19 protein-coding genes are annotated in these 18,477 nt (G+C 62.4%); 14 read left to right on the top strand and 5 right to left on the bottom strand.

Going from position 1 to position 18,477, the window contains the following annotated elements:
- Window positions 1-206: 206 nt before the first annotated feature.
- Window positions 207-1,142, bottom strand: a complete 936-nt coding sequence (locus tag Q8M42_RS03470; RefSeq protein ID WP_304870195.1) for a LysR family transcriptional regulator — start codon at window positions 1,140-1,142, stop codon at window positions 207-209.
- A gap of 108 nt (window positions 1,143-1,250) precedes the next feature.
- On the opposite strand from Q8M42_RS03470, the gene Q8M42_RS03465 reads away from it, so the two are divergent.
- The 7 genes from Q8M42_RS03465 (at window position 1,251) to Q8M42_RS03435 (ending at window position 8,838) form a co-directional block, all read left to right on the top strand.
- Entirely contained in the window at window positions 1,251-2,993 is a 1,743-nt protein-coding gene (locus Q8M42_RS03465; RefSeq protein ID WP_304870193.1) for an amidohydrolase, read from the top strand.
- A 108-nt stretch (window positions 2,994-3,101) separates the two neighbouring features.
- The gene (locus Q8M42_RS03460) at window positions 3,102-3,857 is read left to right on the top strand and encodes a TorF family putative porin (protein WP_304870191.1); all 756 of its coding nucleotides are present in this window, start codon (window positions 3,102-3,104) and stop codon (window positions 3,855-3,857) included.
- A gap of 208 nt (window positions 3,858-4,065) precedes the next feature.
- Window positions 4,066-5,514, top strand: a complete 1,449-nt coding sequence (gene ftsY, locus Q8M42_RS03455) for a signal recognition particle-docking protein FtsY (protein WP_304870189.1) — start codon at window positions 4,066-4,068, stop codon at window positions 5,512-5,514.
- Window position 5,515: 1 nt separating this feature from the next.
- Window positions 5,516-6,184, top strand: coding sequence for a cell division ATP-binding protein FtsE (gene ftsE / locus Q8M42_RS03450; RefSeq protein WP_304870187.1), 669 nt, complete (start codon window positions 5,516-5,518; stop codon window positions 6,182-6,184).
- Complete coding sequence (gene ftsX, locus Q8M42_RS03445; protein ID WP_304870185.1) at window positions 6,181-7,200, top strand: permease-like cell division protein FtsX; 1,020 nt, start codon at window positions 6,181-6,183, stop codon at window positions 7,198-7,200. Before ftsE ends, ftsX begins: the two co-directional genes overlap by 4 nt.
- A 112-nt stretch (window positions 7,201-7,312) precedes the next feature.
- Complete coding sequence (rpoH, locus tag Q8M42_RS03440) at window positions 7,313-8,167, top strand: RNA polymerase sigma factor RpoH (protein ID WP_167143438.1); 855 nt, start codon at window positions 7,313-7,315, stop codon at window positions 8,165-8,167.
- 59 nt (window positions 8,168-8,226) lie between these two features.
- Window positions 8,227-8,838, top strand: a complete 612-nt coding sequence (locus Q8M42_RS03435) for a hypothetical protein (RefSeq protein WP_304870182.1) — start codon at window positions 8,227-8,229, stop codon at window positions 8,836-8,838.
- Window position 8,839: 1 nt separating this feature from the next.
- Here the strand turns inward: Q8M42_RS03435 and mtgA are convergent, their stop codons facing one another.
- Window positions 8,840-9,577: a monofunctional biosynthetic peptidoglycan transglycosylase gene (gene mtgA, locus Q8M42_RS03430; RefSeq protein WP_304870180.1), complete on the bottom strand. Its 738-nt coding sequence runs from the start codon at window positions 9,575-9,577 to the stop codon at window positions 8,840-8,842.
- A gap of 67 nt (window positions 9,578-9,644) precedes the next feature.
- Between mtgA and Q8M42_RS03425 the strand changes: the two genes are divergently transcribed.
- The 7 genes from Q8M42_RS03425 to Q8M42_RS03395 all read left to right on the top strand — a co-directional run bounded on the left by Q8M42_RS03425 (window position 9,645) and on the right by Q8M42_RS03395 (window position 15,324).
- Complete coding sequence (locus Q8M42_RS03425) at window positions 9,645-10,031, top strand: DUF423 domain-containing protein (RefSeq protein WP_304870178.1); 387 nt, start codon at window positions 9,645-9,647, stop codon at window positions 10,029-10,031.
- Window positions 10,032-10,133: 102 nt separating this feature from the next.
- Window positions 10,134-10,334 (top strand): sulfur carrier protein ThiS, encoded by a 201-nt coding sequence (gene thiS / locus Q8M42_RS03420; RefSeq protein WP_304870176.1) that lies wholly within the window; start codon window positions 10,134-10,136, stop codon window positions 10,332-10,334.
- A 57-nt stretch (window positions 10,335-10,391) separates the two neighbouring features.
- On the top strand, window positions 10,392-11,186 hold the full coding sequence (locus Q8M42_RS03415; protein WP_090250159.1) for a thiazole synthase: 795 nt from the start codon (window positions 10,392-10,394) through the stop codon (window positions 11,184-11,186).
- 202 nt (window positions 11,187-11,388) lie between these two features.
- Window positions 11,389-12,108: a tRNA (guanosine(46)-N7)-methyltransferase TrmB gene (gene trmB, locus Q8M42_RS03410; protein ID WP_304870173.1), complete on the top strand. Its 720-nt coding sequence runs from the start codon at window positions 11,389-11,391 to the stop codon at window positions 12,106-12,108.
- A gap of 183 nt (window positions 12,109-12,291) precedes the next feature.
- Window positions 12,292-13,635: a DUF1329 domain-containing protein gene (locus Q8M42_RS03405; RefSeq protein WP_304870172.1), complete on the top strand. Its 1,344-nt coding sequence runs from the start codon at window positions 12,292-12,294 to the stop codon at window positions 13,633-13,635.
- Window positions 13,636-13,813: 178 nt separating this feature from the next.
- Window positions 13,814-14,893 carry an NAD(P)-dependent alcohol dehydrogenase gene (locus Q8M42_RS03400; RefSeq protein ID WP_304870171.1) on the top strand — a complete coding sequence of 360 codons (1,080 nt, stop codon included), beginning with the start codon at window positions 13,814-13,816 and terminating at the stop codon, window positions 14,891-14,893.
- Between the two features lie 29 nt (window positions 14,894-14,922).
- The gene (locus tag Q8M42_RS03395) at window positions 14,923-15,324 is read left to right on the top strand and encodes a hypothetical protein (protein WP_304870170.1); all 402 of its coding nucleotides are present in this window, start codon (window positions 14,923-14,925) and stop codon (window positions 15,322-15,324) included.
- On the opposite strand, the gene Q8M42_RS03390 is transcribed toward Q8M42_RS03395, so the two are convergent.
- The 3 genes from Q8M42_RS03390 to Q8M42_RS03380 form a co-directional block, all read right to left on the bottom strand.
- Window positions 15,321-15,851 carry a type II secretion system protein N gene (locus Q8M42_RS03390; RefSeq protein WP_304870168.1) on the bottom strand — a complete coding sequence of 177 codons (531 nt, stop codon included), beginning with the start codon at window positions 15,849-15,851 and terminating at the stop codon, window positions 15,321-15,323. The two genes, Q8M42_RS03395 and Q8M42_RS03390, sit on opposite strands and share 4 nt — an antisense overlap.
- A 66-nt stretch (window positions 15,852-15,917) precedes the next feature.
- Window positions 15,918-17,714, bottom strand: coding sequence for a zinc-dependent metalloprotease family protein (locus Q8M42_RS03385; RefSeq protein ID WP_304870166.1), 1,797 nt, complete (start codon window positions 17,712-17,714; stop codon window positions 15,918-15,920).
- Between the two features lie 35 nt (window positions 17,715-17,749).
- On the bottom strand, window positions 17,750-18,427 hold the full coding sequence (locus tag Q8M42_RS03380; RefSeq protein ID WP_304870164.1) for a hypothetical protein: 678 nt from the start codon (window positions 18,425-18,427) through the stop codon (window positions 17,750-17,752).
- Window positions 18,428-18,477 lie beyond the last annotated feature (50 nt).

The following is an 18,477-nucleotide window of genomic DNA, read 5'->3' as shown; positions in this document are numbered from 1 at the left end:
TGAAGCGCAGGTATAAGGTGTTGGGCAAAACCTGCGGCAGAGTATCGCGTGTTGCGGCAGTCAATCCATAGAACCTGTGTGCGATCTGCATAGCCTCGGCCTTTTGGGCGGCTCAGGCAGGGGCGGAGTTTAACGGCAAGCGGCGCGCAACAGAACCGTGAGACCTTGCCGGTGTGGGCCGGTTCCACCAGCGCCGTGGCTATTGTTCAGGTCTTGGTGGCGGGGTTGAGGCCCAGCCCGCGGGCGTCGAGAAAGGCCGCCAGGTAATCGATAAAGGCCTGCACCTTGCGCGTGGCGCGCCGGTGGCTGGGGTATACGGCGAGGATCAACGGGCCGAAGGCATCCGGGTCAAAGTCGTAATCGCTCATCACCTGGACCAGTTGGCCGCTGTCCAGATAGGGCTGCACGCTCCAGGTCGGGCAGCCATAAAGGCCAGCGCCGCTCAGCGTATTGGCCAGCAGCAGGTCGTAGTTGTCACTTTCCAGGCGGGCAGTAGGCACCGGGACGCGCAGGCGCACACCGTTTTGCGCCAGCCACCAGAAGTGCTGATCCAGCGATGGGTGGCGGTAGAGCAGCCACTGGTGCTGGGCGAAGTGTTCCGGGCGCACGGGAGTCGGGTTGGCGGCCAGGTAGGCCGGGCTGGCGCATAGCACGATACGGTTGTGCCCCAGGGGTTTGGCGATCAGTCCCGGCAGGTCGCTGCGGCCCTCGCGCAGGGCCAGGTCATAACCACCGTCGACCAGATCGACAAAGGCGTCGCTCAGATCGACCCGCAGGCGGATCTGTGGGTTGGCGGCGAGAAAGCCACCACAAGCCTCATCGAGAAACGCCCGACCAAAGCCCAGCGGCGCGGTCAGGCGCAGGTTGCCATGCAGGCCGTGCTTGAGCTGGCCAATTTCCTCACCGGCATCGTGCAGGCGTTGTAGCACCTGGCGCGCGGTATCCAGATAGAGCCGCCCGGCTTCGGTCAACGCGGTGCGCCGGGTGCTGCGCTCGAACAGCTGCGCGCCCAGTTCGGCTTCCAGATGGCTGACCGCCTTGGTCAAGGCCGAGGGGGTTTTGCCCAGCTGCTCGGCCGCACGGCTGAAACTGCCGTGCTCGGCGGTGGCGACAAACATGCTCAGGGCGCTGAGCTTGTCCATAGAGTTTTTCCTGTTTGGCAAAAGCGTTTTGCTTGGCGCTGCGGTTCTGCACCGCTGCGCCAGGCGCTAGTCTCGCGGCGAAACCAATAAGAACAAGAGGCTAAGGCAATGCAACGATTTATTCCAAGCCTGTTGGTCGCGGCTCTGGCTTTTTCCTCGATGGAAGCCATGGCTGCTGCCGACCTGCTGCTATTTAACGGCAAGGTGTACACCGCTGAACCCGGCCAGCCTCTGGCGCAAGCGGTCGCGGTGGCCGATGGCAAGATCCTCAAGGTGGGCAGCAATGCCGAGATCAAGGCCCTGGCCGGTGCTGATACGCAACTGATCGACCTGGCTGGCAAGGTGCTGATGCCGGGCATGATCGACACCCACAGCCACCCGGTTGTGGCGGCCTACGACAGCATGGGCTCCAACCTGTATGACGAAGTGAAACCGCTGGCCGAACTGGAGCAGTGGATCATTGCCCAGGATCAGGCCGGCGCGGCGCGGGTGGGCGATATCATCGTCATCTCCGGCGCCAGCTCGGGCTATTGGGAGCAGAGCGCCGGGCTGGGCCAGATATTCAACCAGGGCCGCTGGGCCGATCAGCCGGTGGTGCTGAATGGCATCGACGGCCATACCGGCTGGGCCAACAACGCCATGCTCGCGCGCGTGAAAATCGACGCGGCGCTGGTGAAGAGCCTGCCGGAGAAGGAGCGCAACTATATCGGCCACGCTGCCGACTTCACCCCCAGCGGCTACCTGGCGGAAAACGGCTGGGATCGGGTGCGCAGCCAACTGCCTGCGCCCACCGAGGCGGTGATGCTCAACGCGGCGCGTGAGGCGGTGAAGGTTAACAACCAGGTCGGCGTTACCGCCTGGATGGACGCGGCGGCCAATGCCGGCAGCGGCGATTCGCTGTTCGAGCTGCGCCCCACCGAGCAGGATGTCGGCGTACTGCCGCTGTACCGCAAGCTGGCCGAGAACGGTGAGCTGAGCGCCCACGTCGCGGCGCTGCTGATCACCCATCCGCAAAGCCAGCCGGCCGACCTCGACGTGCTGGCCAAGGTCATGCAGCAATTTCAGGGCGTGCCGAACCTGACGTTCCCAGGGGTTAAGATTTTCGCCGACGGCGTAATGGAGTTCCCCGGCCAGACCGCTGCGGTAATCGACCCGTTCAAGAACAGCCTCAAGCGCGGCGAGTTGCTGATCGACCCGAAGCACTTCGGAGAATTGGCCGTGGCGGCTGAACAGCGCGGCTGGATCATGCATGTGCATGCGGTCGGCGACCGCGCGGTGCGTGAAGCGCTGAATGGCTTCGCGTACGCCCGCTCGCTCAAGCCGGCGCTGGTGCCGCACAGCATCAGCCACCTGCAGCTGGTCAATCCCAAGGAGTTTGTGCGCTTCAAGCAGCTCGGCGTGATCGCCTCAATGCAGCTGCTCTGGGCCACCGCCGAGGCCTACACCGAGGAACTGGTCAAACCCTATGTCAGCGCTGCCGCCTACCAGTACCAATACCCGGCGCGTTCGCTGCACCAGGCCGGCGCGACCATCGCCGGGGCCAGCGATTGGCCGGTATCCAGCCCCAATCCGTGGAATGCCATCGCCCAGGCCAGCACCCGCAAGGGCCCTATGGGCGTGCTAAATGCCAAGGAAAGCATCGACCGCGAAAGCATGTTCCAGGCCTACACCCTGAATGCCGCCAAGGCCCTGCGCCTGGACAGCCAGATCGGCTCCCTGGCGCCCGGCAAGCAGGCTGACCTGATCGTGCTCGACCGCGATGTGTTCACGGTCAGCGATGAAGAGCTGTTCGACACTCAGGTGCTGCGCACCTTCTTTGCCGGTAAACAGGTTTACGCCCCGGCCTCCTGACTCCGACTCCGTCCGCTCCGCCTTATCGGTACTGCTCCCCGCATCGGGCGGGGCGGGCGGAGCCTTGCCCAGCAGTCGCCACAGACCCATAACAATAAGGAATAGCCAATGCGCGCATTACCCACCCTCACCCTCACCCTCACTCTCGCCAGCCTGACGCTGCTGCCCATCTGCTGCCAGGCAGTGGAACTGAATGATCAGTTCGCCCTGCTGATTACCCCCAAAGTGGTCAGCGACTACCGCTCTGACGGCGTCTCGCAAACCCTCGGCGACCCGGCCGCGCAGCTCGACGTGATGCTCAGCCACGCCAGCGGCGCTTACCTCGGGGCCTGGACCAGTCATGTCAATTTTGGCTACGACTGGGAACATGACGATAACTACGGCACCCGCCAGGAAGTCGATTACTACGCAGGCTACTACTGGCAGATCAACGACAACATCAGCCTGGACGCCATGTACAGCAAGTACACCTACCCAGGCGAAAGCCAGTTCAACAGCAGCGATATCATCGTCACCCTAGAGGCCTACGGCGCCTATGTCGGCGGCAAGTATTCGGTCGATACCGACGACGACAAGCTCAACGCATACATCGGCTATCGCACCCTGCTGCCGTTGGACGTGGCCCTGGATGCTCGCTACGGGAATGTCGACTACAAGGACGACGTGCTTTGGAATGAAGACTTCAGCCGGTCGCGGCAGAGCTATGGCTACTGGCAGGTCGACCTGACTCGCGACCTGATCGGCGTGACCTGGGGGCTGAGCTACATCGACACCGACCAGTCGAAAGCCGAGTGCTTGAACTTCAACGGCTATGACGACCTGTGCGGGCCGACCCTGGTCGCCAGCGCCAGCAAGACCTTCTAAACGGCAGTACAAGCTGTCGGACGCGCCCGCTTGGTCTTAGCGCCGGTGGGCGCGGAGGTGCTAGGATACGCATCCGTTTTACTGGCGGCCGTGTCTGCTGGGGCATCCGGGTATTACTGCGCACACTCTTCAGCTCTGTTGCGCTGCGTGGGTAATACTTTCTGAGCCTTGTACCGGCGTGTCGCACCTTTCGAGATAGCCGTCCTCCATGTTTGGTTCCAACGACGACAAAAACACTCCCGCGCCTTCTGCGCCGGCCTCTGCCGAGAAGCCAGCGGAGAAGAAAGACCTGTTCGGCTGGCTGCGTAAAAAGCCACAAGCACCGACCAGCCCTGAGCCGCAACCAACTCCGGTTAGCGAGCAGCCGGTTGTTACGGTTGCGCCGGCTACGGAGCCCGCTGAGCCCGCAGCTGCGCCCGTTGCGCCGGTAAGCGAAGTCGCTGCGCCAGTCGTAGAGCCGGTTATTACCGCTGAGGTCGTTGCCGCGCCGCAGCCTGCGCCGGCGGTCCCTGGCCCGGTTGAACAGGCCGCTGCCGCCATGCCCGCGCCGGTTGACGCCAGCGAAGCCAATCCACAGCCACGTCCATCGCGTTTCCGTATTAATGCCGGCAGCGAAGTGCTGCATGCCCATATTGAACAGCCTGCGCTGGTTGAGCCGGTCGTCGTGCCACCCGTGGCCGAGCCTGCTGTCGTGCAACCTGTTGCCGCTCCGGTTAAAAGCGCCGAAGAAACCCGGGCGGGCTTTCTCGAACGCCTCAAGCAAGGCCTGTCGAAAACCAGCGCCAGCCTTGGCGAAGGTATGGCCAGCCTGTTTCTCGGCAAGAAGGCCATCGACGATGACCTGCTCGAAGACCTGGAGACCCGCCTGCTGACTGCCGACGTTGGTGTCGAGGCCACCACGGCGATCATCGGTAACCTGACCAAGCGTGTGGCGCGCAAGGAGTTGGCCGACAGTGGCGCGTTGTACAAGGCCCTGCAGGATGAGTTGGTGGCGTTGCTCAAGCCGGTCGAGCAGCCGCTGCAGATCGACAGCAGCAAGCAGCCCTATGTGATTCTGGTGGTCGGCGTAAACGGCGCGGGCAAGACCACCACCATCGGCAAGCTGGCGAAAAAACTCCAGCAGGATGGCAAGAAGGTCATGCTCGCTGCCGGCGACACCTTCCGCGCCGCTGCCGTCGAGCAACTGCAGGTGTGGGGCGAGCGCAACCAGATTGCGGTGATTGCCCAGCACACCGGCGCGGATTCCGCTTCGGTGATTTTCGATGCCGTGCAGGCCGCCAAGGCGCGCGGCATGGACGTGCTGATTGCTGATACCGCCGGGCGTCTGCACACCAAAGACAACCTGATGGAAGAGTTGAAGAAGGTCCGCCGGGTGATCGGCAAGCTGGACGACACCGCGCCGCACGAAGTGCTGCTGGTGCTGGATGCCGGTACCGGGCAGAACGCGATCAATCAGGCCAAGCAGTTCAATCAGACGGTCAACCTCACCGGCCTGGCATTGACCAAGCTGGACGGCACCGCCAAGGGCGGGGTGATCTTTGCCCTGGCCAAGCAGTTTGCTTTGCCGATTCGTTATATCGGGGTGGGCGAGGGCATTGATGACCTGCGCACCTTCGAGGCCGAGGCCTTCGTTCAGGCGCTGTTCGCGGAGAAATAGGATGATCAAGTTCGAGCAGGTCGGTAAACGCTACGCCAACGGCCACGTCGGGCTGCACGAGCTGAGCTTCCACGTGCGCCGTGGCGAGTTCCTCTTCGTCACCGGGCATTCCGGCGCCGGCAAGAGCACCTTGCTGCGCCTGCTGCTGGCGATGGAGCGGCCGAGCAGCGGCAAGCTGCTGCTGGCCGGGCAGGACCTGTCGCATATCACCAATGCGCAGATTCCCTTCCTGCGTCGGCAGATCGGCGTGGTGTTCCAGAACCATCAGCTGCTGTTCGACCGCAGCGTGTTCGACAACGTGGCACTGCCGCTGCAGATTCTCGGCCTGTCCAAGGATGAGATCGGCACCCGCGTGCGCACTGCGCTGGAGCGTGTGTCCCTGGCCGACAAGGCCGAGCAGTCCCCAGGCGACCTGTCCACCGGTCAGCAGCAGCGCGTCGGCATTGCTCGCGCCATCGTGCATCGCCCGGCCCTGCTGCTGGCGGATGAGCCCACCGGTAACCTCGACCCGCGCCTGGCGGCCGAGATCATGGGGGTGTTTGAAGACATCAACCGCCTGGGCACCACGGTGCTGATCGCCAGTCACGATCTGGCCCTGATCGCGCGCATGCGCCACCGCATGCTGACCTTGCAGCGTGGCCGCCTGATCGGCGACGGGGAGGCCGCATGAGCGCCACCCGCATGCCGCCACCGCAGCCCGCGCAGCGCGTCGGCGCTGCACCGAAGAAATCCGAATCGCCGACGCCGGACGACGACGGCCCGAGCTTTACCCACCAGCTGCATGCATGGTTGGAAAACCACCGCGCCAGCCTGGTCGACAGCCTGCGCCGGTTGGGCAAGCAGCCTATAGGCAGCTTCTTTACCTGTTTGGTGATGGCCGTAGCCTTGAGCCTGCCCATGGGCTTGGCGCTGCTGCTGGATAACGTCGAGCGCCTGGGTGTGTCCTGGCAGCGCGCGGCGCAGATTTCCCTGTTTCTACAGATCGACGCCACGGACGCTCAGGGCCAGGCGCTGCGCGAGCAGATCGCCGAGATGGACGATGTGGAAGAGGCCGAGTGGATCAGTCGCGAACAGGCCTTGGCCGAGTTCCAGCAACAATCCGGTCTTGGCGAAGCGCTTAAGGAACTGCCGGATAACCCGCTGCCTGGGGTGATCGTGGTGACGCCGCAGCAAGTCGACAAGGTCGCCCTGGAAGCACTGCGCTTGCGCTTGGCCGAGTTGCCACGGGTGCAGCAGGCGCAGCTGGATCTGCTCTGGGTCGAGCGCCTGAGTGCCATGCTCAAGCTGGGTGAGCGCTTCGTCTTCGGTCTGACCCTGTTGCTGGTGATGGCGCTGCTGCTGGTGATCGGTAATACCATTCGTCTGCATATCGAGAACCGCCGCACCGAGATCGAGGTGATCAAGCTGGTCGGCGGCACCGACAGCTATGTGCGTCGGCCATTTCTTTATATGGGTACGCTCTACGGTTTGGGCGCCGGGCTGCTGGCCTGGCTGCTGCTGGCTTACGGCCTGGGTTGGTTGAATGATGCCGTGGTGCGCCTGGCCGGTTTGTATGGCAGCGACTTCGCCCTGGCGGGCGTGCCGCTAGCCGATGGTCTATCCCTGCTGCTCGGCGCGGTACTGTTGGGCTATATTGGCGCCTGGCTGGCGGTCGCACGGCACTTGAGCGAACTGGCCCCTAGGTAGTAAGTTATTGTTTTGCTTGATATTGACTATGTGTAAGGGAACTTGTACCCCGGTATAAAGTCCCATGGGGCAGTGCTAGACTGCTCCACGATTCGTAAGTCGGAGGATTCAAATGTCCACTTCTTTGCAACCTGTTCATGCTCTGGTTCCGGGTGCCAACCTGGAGGCATACGTGCATGCGGTAAACGGCATCCCGCTGTTGACCCCCGAGCAGGAGCGTGAACTGGCGGAAAGTCTCTTCTACAAACAAGACCTCGAGGCCGCCCGGCAAATGGTGCTGGCTCACCTGCGTTTTGTTGTGCATATCGCCCGCAGCTACTCCGGTTATGGCCTGGCCCAGGCTGACCTGATTCAGGAAGGCAACGTCGGCCTGATGAAGGCGGTCAAGCGCTTCAACCCGGAAATGGGTGTGCGCCTGGTGTCGTTCGCCGTGCACTGGATTCGCGCCGAAATCCATGAGTTCATCCTGAAAAACTGGCGCATCGTCAAAGTCGCCACCACCAAGGCGCAGCGCAAGCTGTTCTTCAACCTGCGCAGCCAGAAGAAGCGTCTGGCCTGGCTGAACAACGATGAAGTGCATGCCGTGGCCGCAAGCCTCGGCGTTGAGCCGCGTGAAGTGCGCGAGATGGAGAGCCGTCTGACTGGCCACGATATGGCCTTTGACCCGGCTGCCGAGGCGGACGACGAAAGCGCCTTCCAGTCGCCGGCGCATTACCTGGAAGACCACCGCTACGACCCTGCGCGTCAGCTGGAAGATTCCGACTGGAGCGACAGCTCCACCGCCAATCTGCACGAAGCGCTGGAAGGTTTGGATGAGCGCAGCCGTGACATCCTTTATCAGCGCTGGCTGGCCGAAGAGAAAGCCACGCTGCATGACCTGGCTGCCAAGTACAACGTGTCGGCCGAGCGCATCCGTCAGCTGGAAAAGAACGCGATGAACAAGCTCAAGGGCTCAATCGCCGCGTAATCGCGCTACTGTCAGAAGCCGCACCCAGGTGCGGCTTTTTTCTGCCTAAGGAAAAGCCCGTGAAATTACCGCCCATACGCCCGCAGCACTGGCTGATCTTTGCCGTGGTCGCCGCCTTGTTCTTTGCCTGGGGGGCGTGGTTGATGCGCCCGCAGCCGGCTGCGCAGCCTCTGCCCTGGCTGGCGCAATGGCAAACCAGAGTGCTCGCGCCGTTGGCCGATGATCGCTTGAGTCTGGTGCACCTGCATGATGCTCTGGATGGCGAACTCTGGCTGCAGCCTAATCTGGAAGGCGCACGCCTGCTGTATCGCGGCGACTTGCAGGATGCTGATGGCAATTGGTCGTTGGAGGCGGAAGTCGGTCTGGATAAGGCCGAGCGAGAGAGCCTGCTGGCCGCCGCTGGGCTAAAGCCGACGGACAAGGAGCAGCCGCTGGGCAGCCAGTTGCTGGTGCCATTGGCCAATCGCCCGATTATTGCGCTGACCTTGCTGCCGCCGGCGCCGCTGGATGTTGCGCGACTCGCCGCGAGTATCGGTCAGCCGCGTCTGACCCTGGAGTTGGCCGAGGGGCAGGCCTGGGTCTATCCCGAGTTGGGTATGACCGCGCATCTGCAAGATGAAGAGCTGTACTTCCTCTATGCCGTGCCGCGGCGCCTGCTTAAACAGCGCTGAGCTAGACGCCCTTTAACCAGCTCGGCCACCACTCGGGGCGGCTGGGTTGCAGGCGGTTGAGGTAATGGCTGCCGCCCAGTTGCCACATCTGCTGGCGAATCCAGCTGGCCCGACGGCTGATGTGCGCACTCGGGCGGCTGGCGCTCCACTCGCGCGGGTTGGGCAGCACGGCGGCCAGCAGGCTGCTCTGCTGGCGCGACAAATAAGGTGCGCCGACCTTGAAGTGATGCCGCGCTGCCGCCTCGGCGCCGAACACGCCATCGCCCCACTCGACGCTGTTGAGGTACATCTCAAGAATCCGCTGCTTGGGCCAGAGCAGTTCGATCAGGCCGGTAAACCACACTTCCATGCCTTTGCGCAGCCAGCTGCGCCCAGACCAGAGAAACAGGTTCTTCGCGACTTGCTGGCTGAGGGTACTGGCGCCGCGCAGTGAGCCGCCTTGCTGATTGTGCTCCAGGGCGGCCTGGATGGCCGCGACATCGAAGCCCCAGTGTTCGGCGAACTTCTGATCTTCGCCGGCAATCACTGCCATCTTCAGGTCGTCCGGCAGTTCACTCCACGGCCGCCAGCTGCGCTGCAGGTCGATGGGCCGGTCTTCGAGCCAGGATTCGATCTTGCGCTCGACCATCAGCGCTGTGCCGGGTGGCGGTACCCAGCGAAACAACAGCACCAGCAATACCGAGCCGAGGATTAGCCAGAGCAGGAGTTTGAGCAGGCGACGGGCGATGGATCGAAACATGCGTGCTTGGCCAGGGTGATTTTGCCGGCCATTATAGCCAGCCCTGTCTTTATAGCTGGAGTGATGCATGGCTCGTCTGTGGTTATTGCTGTCTGCCTGTGCCGGTTTTACCGGTGTTGCCCTCGGCGCCTTTGCCGCGCATGGCCTGAAGGATCAGCTGACGCCGGCCTATCTCGCGGTATTCCAGACCGGTACTCACTACCAGCTGATTCACGCGCTGGCGCTGTTCGGCGTCGGCCTGCTGGCCTTGCTGCGGCCCGCGCCGCTGGTCAATTGCGCCGGCGCACTGTTTGCCCTGGGCATCGTGCTGTTCTCCGGTAGCCTGTATGCGCTGACCTTGAGCGGCATCAGTGCGTGGGGCATGGTCACGCCTTTCGGCGGCCTGGCGTTTCTTGCCGGCTGGCTGTGCCTGGGCATGGCGGCCTGGAAGCTTGGCGGGCGTCATAACGCCTGACCCATAAGTCAGAAAGCAGGACGAGCGGCAGCCTTCAGCCTTGGTCAACGCCCATGATCAGGCTAGAATGCCGGCCCTTTTCCCAGTTGTGACCGACCCGTCATGCATATTCAGTTAAACGGTGAAACATTCGAATTGCCCGACGGCGCCACCGTCGCCGGGTTGATCGACCGTCTGGATCTGGCCGGACGCCGCGTGGCGGTTGAGCTCAATCTGGATATCGTGCCGCGCAGCCAGCACGCCACCACCGCCTTGCGCGAGGGTGACCAGGTTGAAGTGGTCCACGCCATTGGCGGTGGTTGATCCCCGCTCATCGGTTTATCGCGTTCAGACAGCCGCCCACCTTCACGAGGATTACCCATGAGCCATGCGCCCAGCGACAAGCCCTTTACCCTGGCCGGCCGTACTTATCAGTCGCGTCTGCTGGTGGGGACCGGCAAGTACAAGGACCTCGAAGAAACCCGTCTGGCCATCGAGGCTTCGGGTGCCGAGATCGTCACCGTGGCGGTGCGGCGGACCAATATCGGGCAGAATCCGGGCGAGCCGAACCTGCTGGATGTGATCTCGCCCGACAAGTACACCATCCTGCCGAACACCGCTGGTTGCTACGACGCCGTTGAGGCGGTGCGTACCTGCCGTTTGGCCCGTGAGCTGCTCGACGGTCACAAGCTGGTCAAGCTGGAAGTGCTGGCCGACCAGAAGACCCTGTTCCCCAATGTGATCGAAACCCTCAAGGCCGCCGAAGTGCTGGTCAAGGACGGCTTCGACGTGATGGTCTACACCAGCGATGACCCGATCATTGCCCGCGAACTGGCGGCCATGGGTTGCATCGCGGTGATGCCGCTGGCCGGTCTGATTGGCACCGGCTTGGGCATCTGCAACCCGTATAACCTGCGCATCATTCTCGAAGAGGCTACCGTTCCGGTATTGGTCGATGCCGGTGTCGGTACCGCGTCCGATGCCACCATCGCCATGGAACTGGGCTGCGAGGCGGTACTGATGAACAGCGCGATTGCCCATGCGCAGAACCCGATTCTGATGGGCGAGGCGATGAAGCACGCGATCATCGCCGGACGCATGGCCTACCTGGCCGGGCGCATGCCGAAAAAACTCTATGCCAGCGCTTCTTCGCCGCTGGATGGCCTAATCAAGTAAGGACTACGATTTGCTGCGCGTCGGCCCTGCTGCGTTAGAAACAGGCTGGAGCGCCAGCCCGGTCGTAATGCTCATTTACAACTCGTAAACTCCGCTTCCTCGCCTGCTTTGACCAGCCGGAGGCTGTTACTAACGTAGCGCCTTGCATGGCTCTAGCTCGCGAAATCGTAAAAGCACTCTAAAAGCACTTTAAGAGCACAGCATGACTGATTTGCCACAACAACCTGAGCCGGCTGAAGACACCTCCAAGCACCGCGCGATCAAGAGTTTTGTGATGCGTGCCGGGCGCATGACTGAAGGCCAGCAGCGCGGCCTCGATCAGGGCTGGCCGAAGTTCGGCCTGCAGCTGGAGGACGGTCTGCGCGATTTCGATCAGGTGTTCGGTCGCAGCGCGCCGCGCACCTTTGAAATCGGCTTCGGCATGGGTCATTCCACCCTGGAAATGGCCGCCGCTTCGCCCGAGCAGGACTTTATCGGGGTGGAAGTACACCGTCCGGGTGTCGGCGCGCTGCTTAACGGCCTGATGACGCAGAACCTCAACAATATGCGCGTCTACAGCTGCGATGCGCTGGACGTGCTGCGCACCTGTGTGGCCGACGCCAGTCTGGACCGGGTGCTGCTATTCTTCCCGGACCCCTGGCATAAGGCCAAGCACAACAAGCGGCGTATCGTGCAGCCGGCGTTTGCCGAGCTGGTGCGGCAGAAGCTCAAGGTTGGCGGTGTACTGCACATGGCCACCGATTGGCAGCCCTATGCCGAGTACATGTTGGACGTGATGAATGTTGCGCCCGGTTACCAGAATCAGGCCGAGGACGGCCAGTATGTGCCGCGCCCGACGGAGCGCCCGACCACCAAGTTCGAGCGCCGCGGCGAGCGTCTGGGGCATGGCGTATGGGACCTGAAGTTCCAGCGCATCGACTGATTGATTCACGCGCTGAGATATCGGCGCAGCAAGACCATAAGCACAGGGACGATTGCACAAGATCGGAATAATCCGACGCCCGCCAGGACGGCTCCTCACCAAGACGGCACATAAACCCGGGCAGCACTGCCCCGGTCATAAAAACAGCAGCCCTGCCTCAGGCCAGGCTGCGAGGAGATCGCTGTGTTGAGAACGCTTTCAATTCTGCTGCTGGCTACGTGCGCGTTACAGGCACAGGCCAAAGTCGACAGTACCCAGGCTGCACGCCTGGGCCAGGACCTGACCCCGCTGGGCGGTGAGCGCGCGGGCAATGCCGCCGGCACCATTCCGGCCTGGGACGGTGGCCTGGCGCAACCGCCGGCCAACTACCAGCCGGGCATGCACCACCCTGACCCCTACAGCGCCGATGCACCGCTGTATCAGGTCAACAGCCAGAACCTGGCGCAGTACCAAGCGCAGCTGCCGGCGGGCCTCAAGGCGTTGCTGGAAAAGAACCCGGATTACTTCCTGCGGGTATTCCCGACCCGTCGCAGCGCGGCCGCGCCGCAGCGTATCTATGACGCCACGCGCTTCAATGCGCAGACTGCCGAGCTGATTTCCGGCGGTAATGGGGTCGACGGTGCCGCCGCCGGTATCCCCTTCCCGCTGCCGAAAACCGGTCAGGAAGTTATCTGGAACCACATCATGCGTTACCGTGGTGACCAGATCAGCTTTGTCACCAACCAGGCAGCGGTGCTCTCCAACGGTGCTTATAACCTGCTCAAGTTGGAACGCGATATTTACTTCCTCTACGGTCGTGACGGCGTCAGCCCGCAGGACTTGGACAACACCCTGTTCTACTACAAGTACAAAGTGGTCGCGCCGGCCAAGCTTGCCGGTTCGGCGTTGGTGGTGCAGGAAACCCTCGATCAGGTACTGGCGATCCGTAAAGCCTGGCGCTTCAACCGTGGCGAGCGCCGTGTGCGCCGTTTGCCGATGCTGGCCTACGACACCCTGCAACCGGATAGCAACGGCATGGCCACTGCCGATCAGGTCGACTCCTACAACGGTGCACCGGATCGTTACGACTGGCAGTTGATAGGCAAGCAGGAAATGCTGGTGCCGTACAACAGCTACGCCGTGCACCAGAAGGGCATTCCCTACGACAACATCCTGCGCAGCAACACCGTCAACCCGGATCTGTTGCGCTATGAGCTGCACCGCGTTTGGGTGGTCGAGGCCGAGCTGCGCAAGGGCTTTAGCCATCCGTATGCCAAGCGTCGTTTCTATATCGATGAAGACAGCTGGCAGATCCTCGCCGCCGATCTTTACGACAAGAGTGGCGAGCTGAGCGGCGTGCAGGAAAGCCACCCGATCAGCTATTACGACGTACCGATGTTCGGCAGCACCCTGGAAACCATCTACGACTTCAAGGGCAAGCGCTACTTTGTCGACGGTCTGGATAACAACGAGCCGATGTACAACTTCAATGCCAAGCTGGGCCCGCGTGATTTCACCCCGCAGGCGCTGCGCCGCGAAGGCAACTGAGCCTCGGCAGCACTAAAAAACCGCCTCTTCGCAGGCGGTTTTTTTATGGCTGGAGATCCACAAGGGCTGTTTGTGGGCAGCGCTTTGCCTGCGCCGGGCGTTGATACAGGACAAGTATGCAGGGTTTTCATCCAGCTACAGTCAAGGCTCTGTGCTAGCGCATACAAGGAGCCTGACCATGAGCATGATGAAAGCAGCGGTGTTTATCGAGCCTGGACGCATCGAACTGGTGGATAAGCCCATTCCGCCAGTGGGGCCCAATGATGCGCTGGTGCGGATCACCACCACGACCATCTGCGGCACCGATGTGCATATCCTCAAGGGCGAGTATCCGGTAGCCAGAGGGCTGACCATTGGCCATGAACCGGTTGGCATCATCGAGAAGTTGGGGAGCAACGTGCAGGGCTACCATGAGGGGCAGCGGGTGATTGCTGGGGCCATCTGCCCAAGCTTCAGCTCCTACGCCAGCCAGGACGGTTATTCCTCCCAGGATGGCGGTTGCAGCTGTCATGGTTACAAACCCATGGGCGGCTGGCGCTTCGGCAACAGCATCGACGGCACCCAGGCCGAATATGTGCTGGTGCCCGATGCTCAGGGCAACCTCGCGCCAGTGCCGGATGGCCTGACTGACGAGCAGGTACTGATGTGCCCGGACATCATGTCCACCGGGTTTGCCGGCGCGGAAGCGGCCAAGATCAAAATCGGCGATGTGGTGGCGATCTTCGCCCAAGGGCCGATTGGCTTGTGCGCCACGGCCGGCGCCAAGCTGCGCGGGGCGAGCACCATTATCGTGGTCGATGGTGTCGAGCAGCGCTTGCAGATCGCCCGCAAGATGGGCGCGGACGTCACCCTCAACTTCAATCAAGTGGATGTGGTCGAGGAGATTTTGCGCCTGACCGGTGGCCGCGGCGTGGATGCGGCTATCGAGGCGCTGGGCCTGCAGTCCACCTTTGCAAGCGCACTGCGGGTACTCAAGCCCGGCGGCACGCTGTCCAGTCTGGGGGTGTATTCGACGGATCTGGTGATACCGCTGGGCGCTTTCCATGCTGGCTTGGGTGACCACAAGATCGTCACCTCGCTGTGCCCTGGCGGCAAGGAGCGCATGCGTCGGCTGATCAATGTGGTGGCCTCCGGGCGCGTCGATTTCGGCGCGCTGGTGACCCACCAGTATTCGCTGGATGACATCGTGGCGGCCTATGATCTATTTGCTCACCAGCGCGACGGCGTGCTCAAGGTGGCGATTAAACCGTTCCAATAGGCTTTAGTGGGTAATGCCAGGGAGGTGTTATGCGACGACTAAACCGTTATCTGCTGCTGGGGGCTGCACTGCTGGTCGGTTGCAGCACCCAGGGCGAGCGCAGCATTCAGGAGGTGGCTGGCAGTTGGTCGATTCGCCAGTTCATTCAAAGCAGCTTTGCCTTGGGTAAGAGCAGCCATTATCGGGTTTATCACCGTGGTCAGCTGGTGCGCCTGACGCCGCCGCTGGTCGCACGGGAAACCAGCGAGCTGCTGGCGGTAGGGCACTTCAACCCTGGGGTGTTTCCCTATCCGGACCTGATCGTGTTGGTGCATGACCGTTTTAACAATGCGCAAGGCTATGGCGATGCCAAGCTGCGCGCGTTTCAGCTGATCGCCAAGCAGGATAGCTTCGAGATCGTGCCGATTGAGATATCCGCTGCGGGCTTTTAGTTGCGGCTGCTGGCCTGACTAAGCAACCCGGTCGCGATGGGGTTGGCTGCAGGTGTAAGTGGCTGGCTGGGTTTGTCCGGGAAGTGCAGGCTCTCGCGGCGACCGTGGCGCAGCAGGGTGACATGCTGGCGCTGCACGCTCTCAAGGGTGACGCCTGGGGCGATGGCGGCACCGACCATAAAGCGCTCAGGAGGCTGACCGGCCTGGCCAATAATGGCGCTGGAGCGGCTGCTTTGTGGGTGATTGAAGGCGGCCATCAAGGTCAGTTGCAAGGATGTGGCCGGAGCCGGGCCGCCACTGTCGAGTAGAGGGACGCCGAACAGTCCCGCCAGTTGCTGTTGATCAATAACCGGCTGCACCGGGGCGTGCTGCACGGGCGCCAGGTTGATCGGGCTGTGCAGTAAGCGCCAGAACGCTGCACCCTGATAGGCCAGGCTGAGGCTGCCAGCCAGCAGAAGCAACAGGCACAGGCTCGTGATCAGAGGCTCCGAGGCCACTGGCCGGGCTGGTTTATTGGGCTGCAACATAAAGAATCCTTAATGAAAAAACCCATGACTGCTGAGGCAGTCATGGGCTTGGGTGCTGCTGGGTGTTTACAGCTTGCCGATGCTGACGTTGTCGATAAACAGCGACTCGCTACGTTGGGTGCCCAGGATCAGCAGGTCGACGCGGCGCAGCGTGCCGGTCGGCAGTTGCACCTCATGCTGCAGCTTGCTCCAGCTGCCACCACGGGTGGCGCGCTGGCCAAGTGGCAGGTACTGGCCACGACCATTACCATCCTCGACATACAGGTAGGCGTAGGCGATGGCGCTGACTGCACTGCTACGGCCAATACTCAGGTCGGCCGAGACGCGATAGCGATTACCGGCCTGGACATTGCCGAGCAGGCTGACGCTGGCACCGGCGCCTTCGTACTGGCGCTGATAGGCTTCCAGGGCCTGCCGGCTGTCGCTGGCGAAGGTGCTGGCGCGGGCGCTGCCATGGAAGCCAGACCAGCCACCAATGCCATTCTCGAAGTTCCAGCCGAACTGGGTTGGTGCAGGTGGTACAGGAGGTGCGGCGGCCTGGACTTCCTGCAGTTCGACTTCATCAACCAGCAGGCTGCTGCCGCTGTCGCTCCAGATCGCCACATACAGATTGCGCACGTTGCTCGGTGTTTTATAGGTAAAGGCTTTTTCCAGGCGGCTGAACTCGTTGCCGGTCACGGACAGGCTGGCCGTCTGCTCGGCGCTGTAGGTAAAGCGACCATCGGTGCTTTCCTGGAGGATCGCCACGCGCACGTTCTCACGGCTGTCGCGGGCCTTGAGCATGGCTTTGGCTTTCAGGCGATATTGCGCACCGGCTGTCAGGCTACTGACTGGCGTGGCCAGGATGTCGAAGGCCCGCGCATCCATCTGCAGGGCGTTGTCGCGGCAGTTCAGCGCCACGTTGACCAGGCTCAGCTGGCTCTGGCCGAACAGCGCACGCCAGCCTTCGCTGCTGTTGAACTCGCCGTTGCTGACCAGGCCCTTGAGCGCTGGCTTGCTGCACCAGGGCAGTTCGGCCGGCGGCTTGGTCGGAGTGCCCGTGCCGGGATTGCTGGTGATGGGCACCTGGGTGGCGCGGAAGGCGGCGATCTGTCCGGCCATGGCGTTGAGCGCGCGCACGGCATCGGAGCGATCCGGCATGCCGCAGGGCTGGTTGGCGCAGTCGGCGTCGTTCAACCGTGGGTTGGAAAATACCGGCGCCTGACGGCGTGCGTTGAAGACCTGCGGGTAGGCCATGATGGTGCTGAACTGGCCCTGGACGCCGTAGCCACGGCTCCATTCGTGGGTGCCGTTGTGGCCGTTGGCGTTGTAATAGCCTTCCTGCTGGTCCTGCTCGTAGGAGTGGCGCAGGCCCATATTGTGGCCGGCTTCATGGGCGAAGGTGCTGAGGCTGCAGTCGACACCGGTCAGGCCATAGGCCATTTCCTTGGCGCCGCTGTTAAAGCGGTCGCTGTTCTTCGTGCCAGTGCCCATCCAGGCGATACCGCAGACGCCATAACCCTGGCCCTGGGTGGTGCGGTTGATCAGCTGTACCACGTCGGCGCCGTATTGCTCACGCAGGCGCTTTACCTGGGCGTCGTCGGTGAACTTGTTCAGGGTGGCGCTGGACACGTCGTAGTAATTGGCCCAGTCGAGCAGTTGCTTGTGCACCAGGCGCAGGCGGATGTTCACGCCGCTTTTGGCATAGGCCGTGTTGGTGTATTCGATATAGCTGGCGATGCGTGCGTCGATATCGCGGCCGTTGGGCAGGCTCTGCGCGTCTTTGGTGTAGAGCACCATGATGTCGACGGTTTGCGGGTTGGCCTGGGCGCTATGGGCGGTCAGGGCCAGTGCGAGGGCAGAGAGCCATTGCACTTTCTTCATGTCAGCGTTCCTTGTGCGAGGTGGGTAAACGGTGATCAGCCCTGGGCTGGCGGTGGCAGCGGGGCCAGTTCTTTATGGTCGTAGTGCAGGTGATCGTTGGGATCGGCCCGCAGTACCAGCTGGTTTTCATCGGTGATCACCGTCTTGCCGGTGGCGTTATCGATGATGATCGACAGGCTGCCGTCGAGCGTAGCGACGGTGATATGGGTCTCCAGCGCGCCCTTGATCAGGGTCATGCTTTCCACCTCATCGCCATCGATCAGACTGCCTTGCCATACGGCGCTGCCGGCGGTGTTGCGGGTTTCGCCGAGGCTGGCGCGGGTTGGGCTGCTGCGCCCCGGCAGTGCCAGAGAAACCACCTGACCGAGCGCCAGGTTGTTGAGTTGCTCCGGGTCGACCTGGGTCAGGTGCTGGGTGATGCCGTTGCTCTCGGTTTCCTGCAGTGAGTCTGCATCCCAGAGCGTGGCCTGCGCGGCGCTGGGGTTGGCCGCGGGCGGTTTGGCTTGCAAGGTGGTGACGCCGCTTGCGCCTTGGCTGGCTGCTGGGCTGACAGGCGCAGCGGTGCTTGCGCTGGGCGCGGGCGATTCACCCTCGGGATTGTTATTCGATGCCACTTGGCTTGGCTTGGGCTCAAGGTCAGCCGAGAGCACGACCCCCAGGACGCCGCCGACAATGGCGGTGGCGACTGCGGCTGTAATCCAGCGTTTTGACATGCGACTGCTCCATTAGTCTGGAAAGTTAAAGTCGCGCAGTCTAGGTAGAG

Origin of the sequence: Pseudomonas sp. (assembly GCF_030684895.1) — a bacterium.
Classification (GTDB): Bacteria; Pseudomonadota; Gammaproteobacteria; order Pseudomonadales; family Pseudomonadaceae; genus Aquipseudomonas.
The sequence above is the reverse complement of the archived record's forward strand: the minus strand, read 5'-3'. Positions and strand labels throughout refer to the sequence as shown.

Excerpts from the sequence above, each read along its gene's own strand:
- Q8M42_RS03390 (WP_304870168.1), bottom strand. The coding sequence starts at position 15,851 with ATGTTGCAGCCCAATAAACCAGCCCGGCCAGTGGCCTCGGAGCCTCTG.
- mtgA (WP_304870180.1), bottom strand. The coding sequence starts at position 9,577 with ATGTTTCGATCCATCGCCCGTCGCCTGCTCAAACTCCTGCTCTGGCTA.
- ftsE (WP_304870187.1), top strand. The coding sequence starts at position 5,516 with ATGATCAAGTTCGAGCAGGTCGGTAAACGCTACGCCAACGGCCACGTC.
- Q8M42_RS03395 (WP_304870170.1), top strand. The coding sequence starts at position 14,923 with ATGCGACGACTAAACCGTTATCTGCTGCTGGGGGCTGCACTGCTGGTC.
- ftsX (WP_304870185.1), top strand. The coding sequence starts at position 6,181 with ATGAGCGCCACCCGCATGCCGCCACCGCAGCCCGCGCAGCGCGTCGGC.
- thiS (WP_304870176.1), top strand. The coding sequence starts at position 10,134 with ATGCATATTCAGTTAAACGGTGAAACATTCGAATTGCCCGACGGCGCC.
- ftsY (WP_304870189.1), top strand. The coding sequence starts at position 4,066 with ATGTTTGGTTCCAACGACGACAAAAACACTCCCGCGCCTTCTGCGCCG.
- Q8M42_RS03400 (WP_304870171.1), top strand. The coding sequence starts at position 13,814 with ATGAGCATGATGAAAGCAGCGGTGTTTATCGAGCCTGGACGCATCGAA.
- Q8M42_RS03465 (WP_304870193.1), top strand. The coding sequence starts at position 1,251 with ATGCAACGATTTATTCCAAGCCTGTTGGTCGCGGCTCTGGCTTTTTCC.
- trmB (WP_304870173.1), top strand. The coding sequence starts at position 11,389 with ATGACTGATTTGCCACAACAACCTGAGCCGGCTGAAGACACCTCCAAG.
- Q8M42_RS03385 (WP_304870166.1), bottom strand. The coding sequence starts at position 17,714 with ATGAAGAAAGTGCAATGGCTCTCTGCCCTCGCACTGGCCCTGACCGCC.
- Q8M42_RS03460 (WP_304870191.1), top strand. The coding sequence starts at position 3,102 with ATGCGCGCATTACCCACCCTCACCCTCACCCTCACTCTCGCCAGCCTG.
- Q8M42_RS03470 (WP_304870195.1), bottom strand. The coding sequence starts at position 1,142 with ATGGACAAGCTCAGCGCCCTGAGCATGTTTGTCGCCACCGCCGAGCAC.
- Q8M42_RS03380 (WP_304870164.1), bottom strand. The coding sequence starts at position 18,427 with ATGTCAAAACGCTGGATTACAGCCGCAGTCGCCACCGCCATTGTCGGC.
- rpoH (WP_167143438.1), top strand. The coding sequence starts at position 7,313 with ATGTCCACTTCTTTGCAACCTGTTCATGCTCTGGTTCCGGGTGCCAAC.
- Q8M42_RS03415 (WP_090250159.1), top strand. The coding sequence starts at position 10,392 with ATGAGCCATGCGCCCAGCGACAAGCCCTTTACCCTGGCCGGCCGTACT.
- Q8M42_RS03425 (WP_304870178.1), top strand. The coding sequence starts at position 9,645 with ATGGCTCGTCTGTGGTTATTGCTGTCTGCCTGTGCCGGTTTTACCGGT.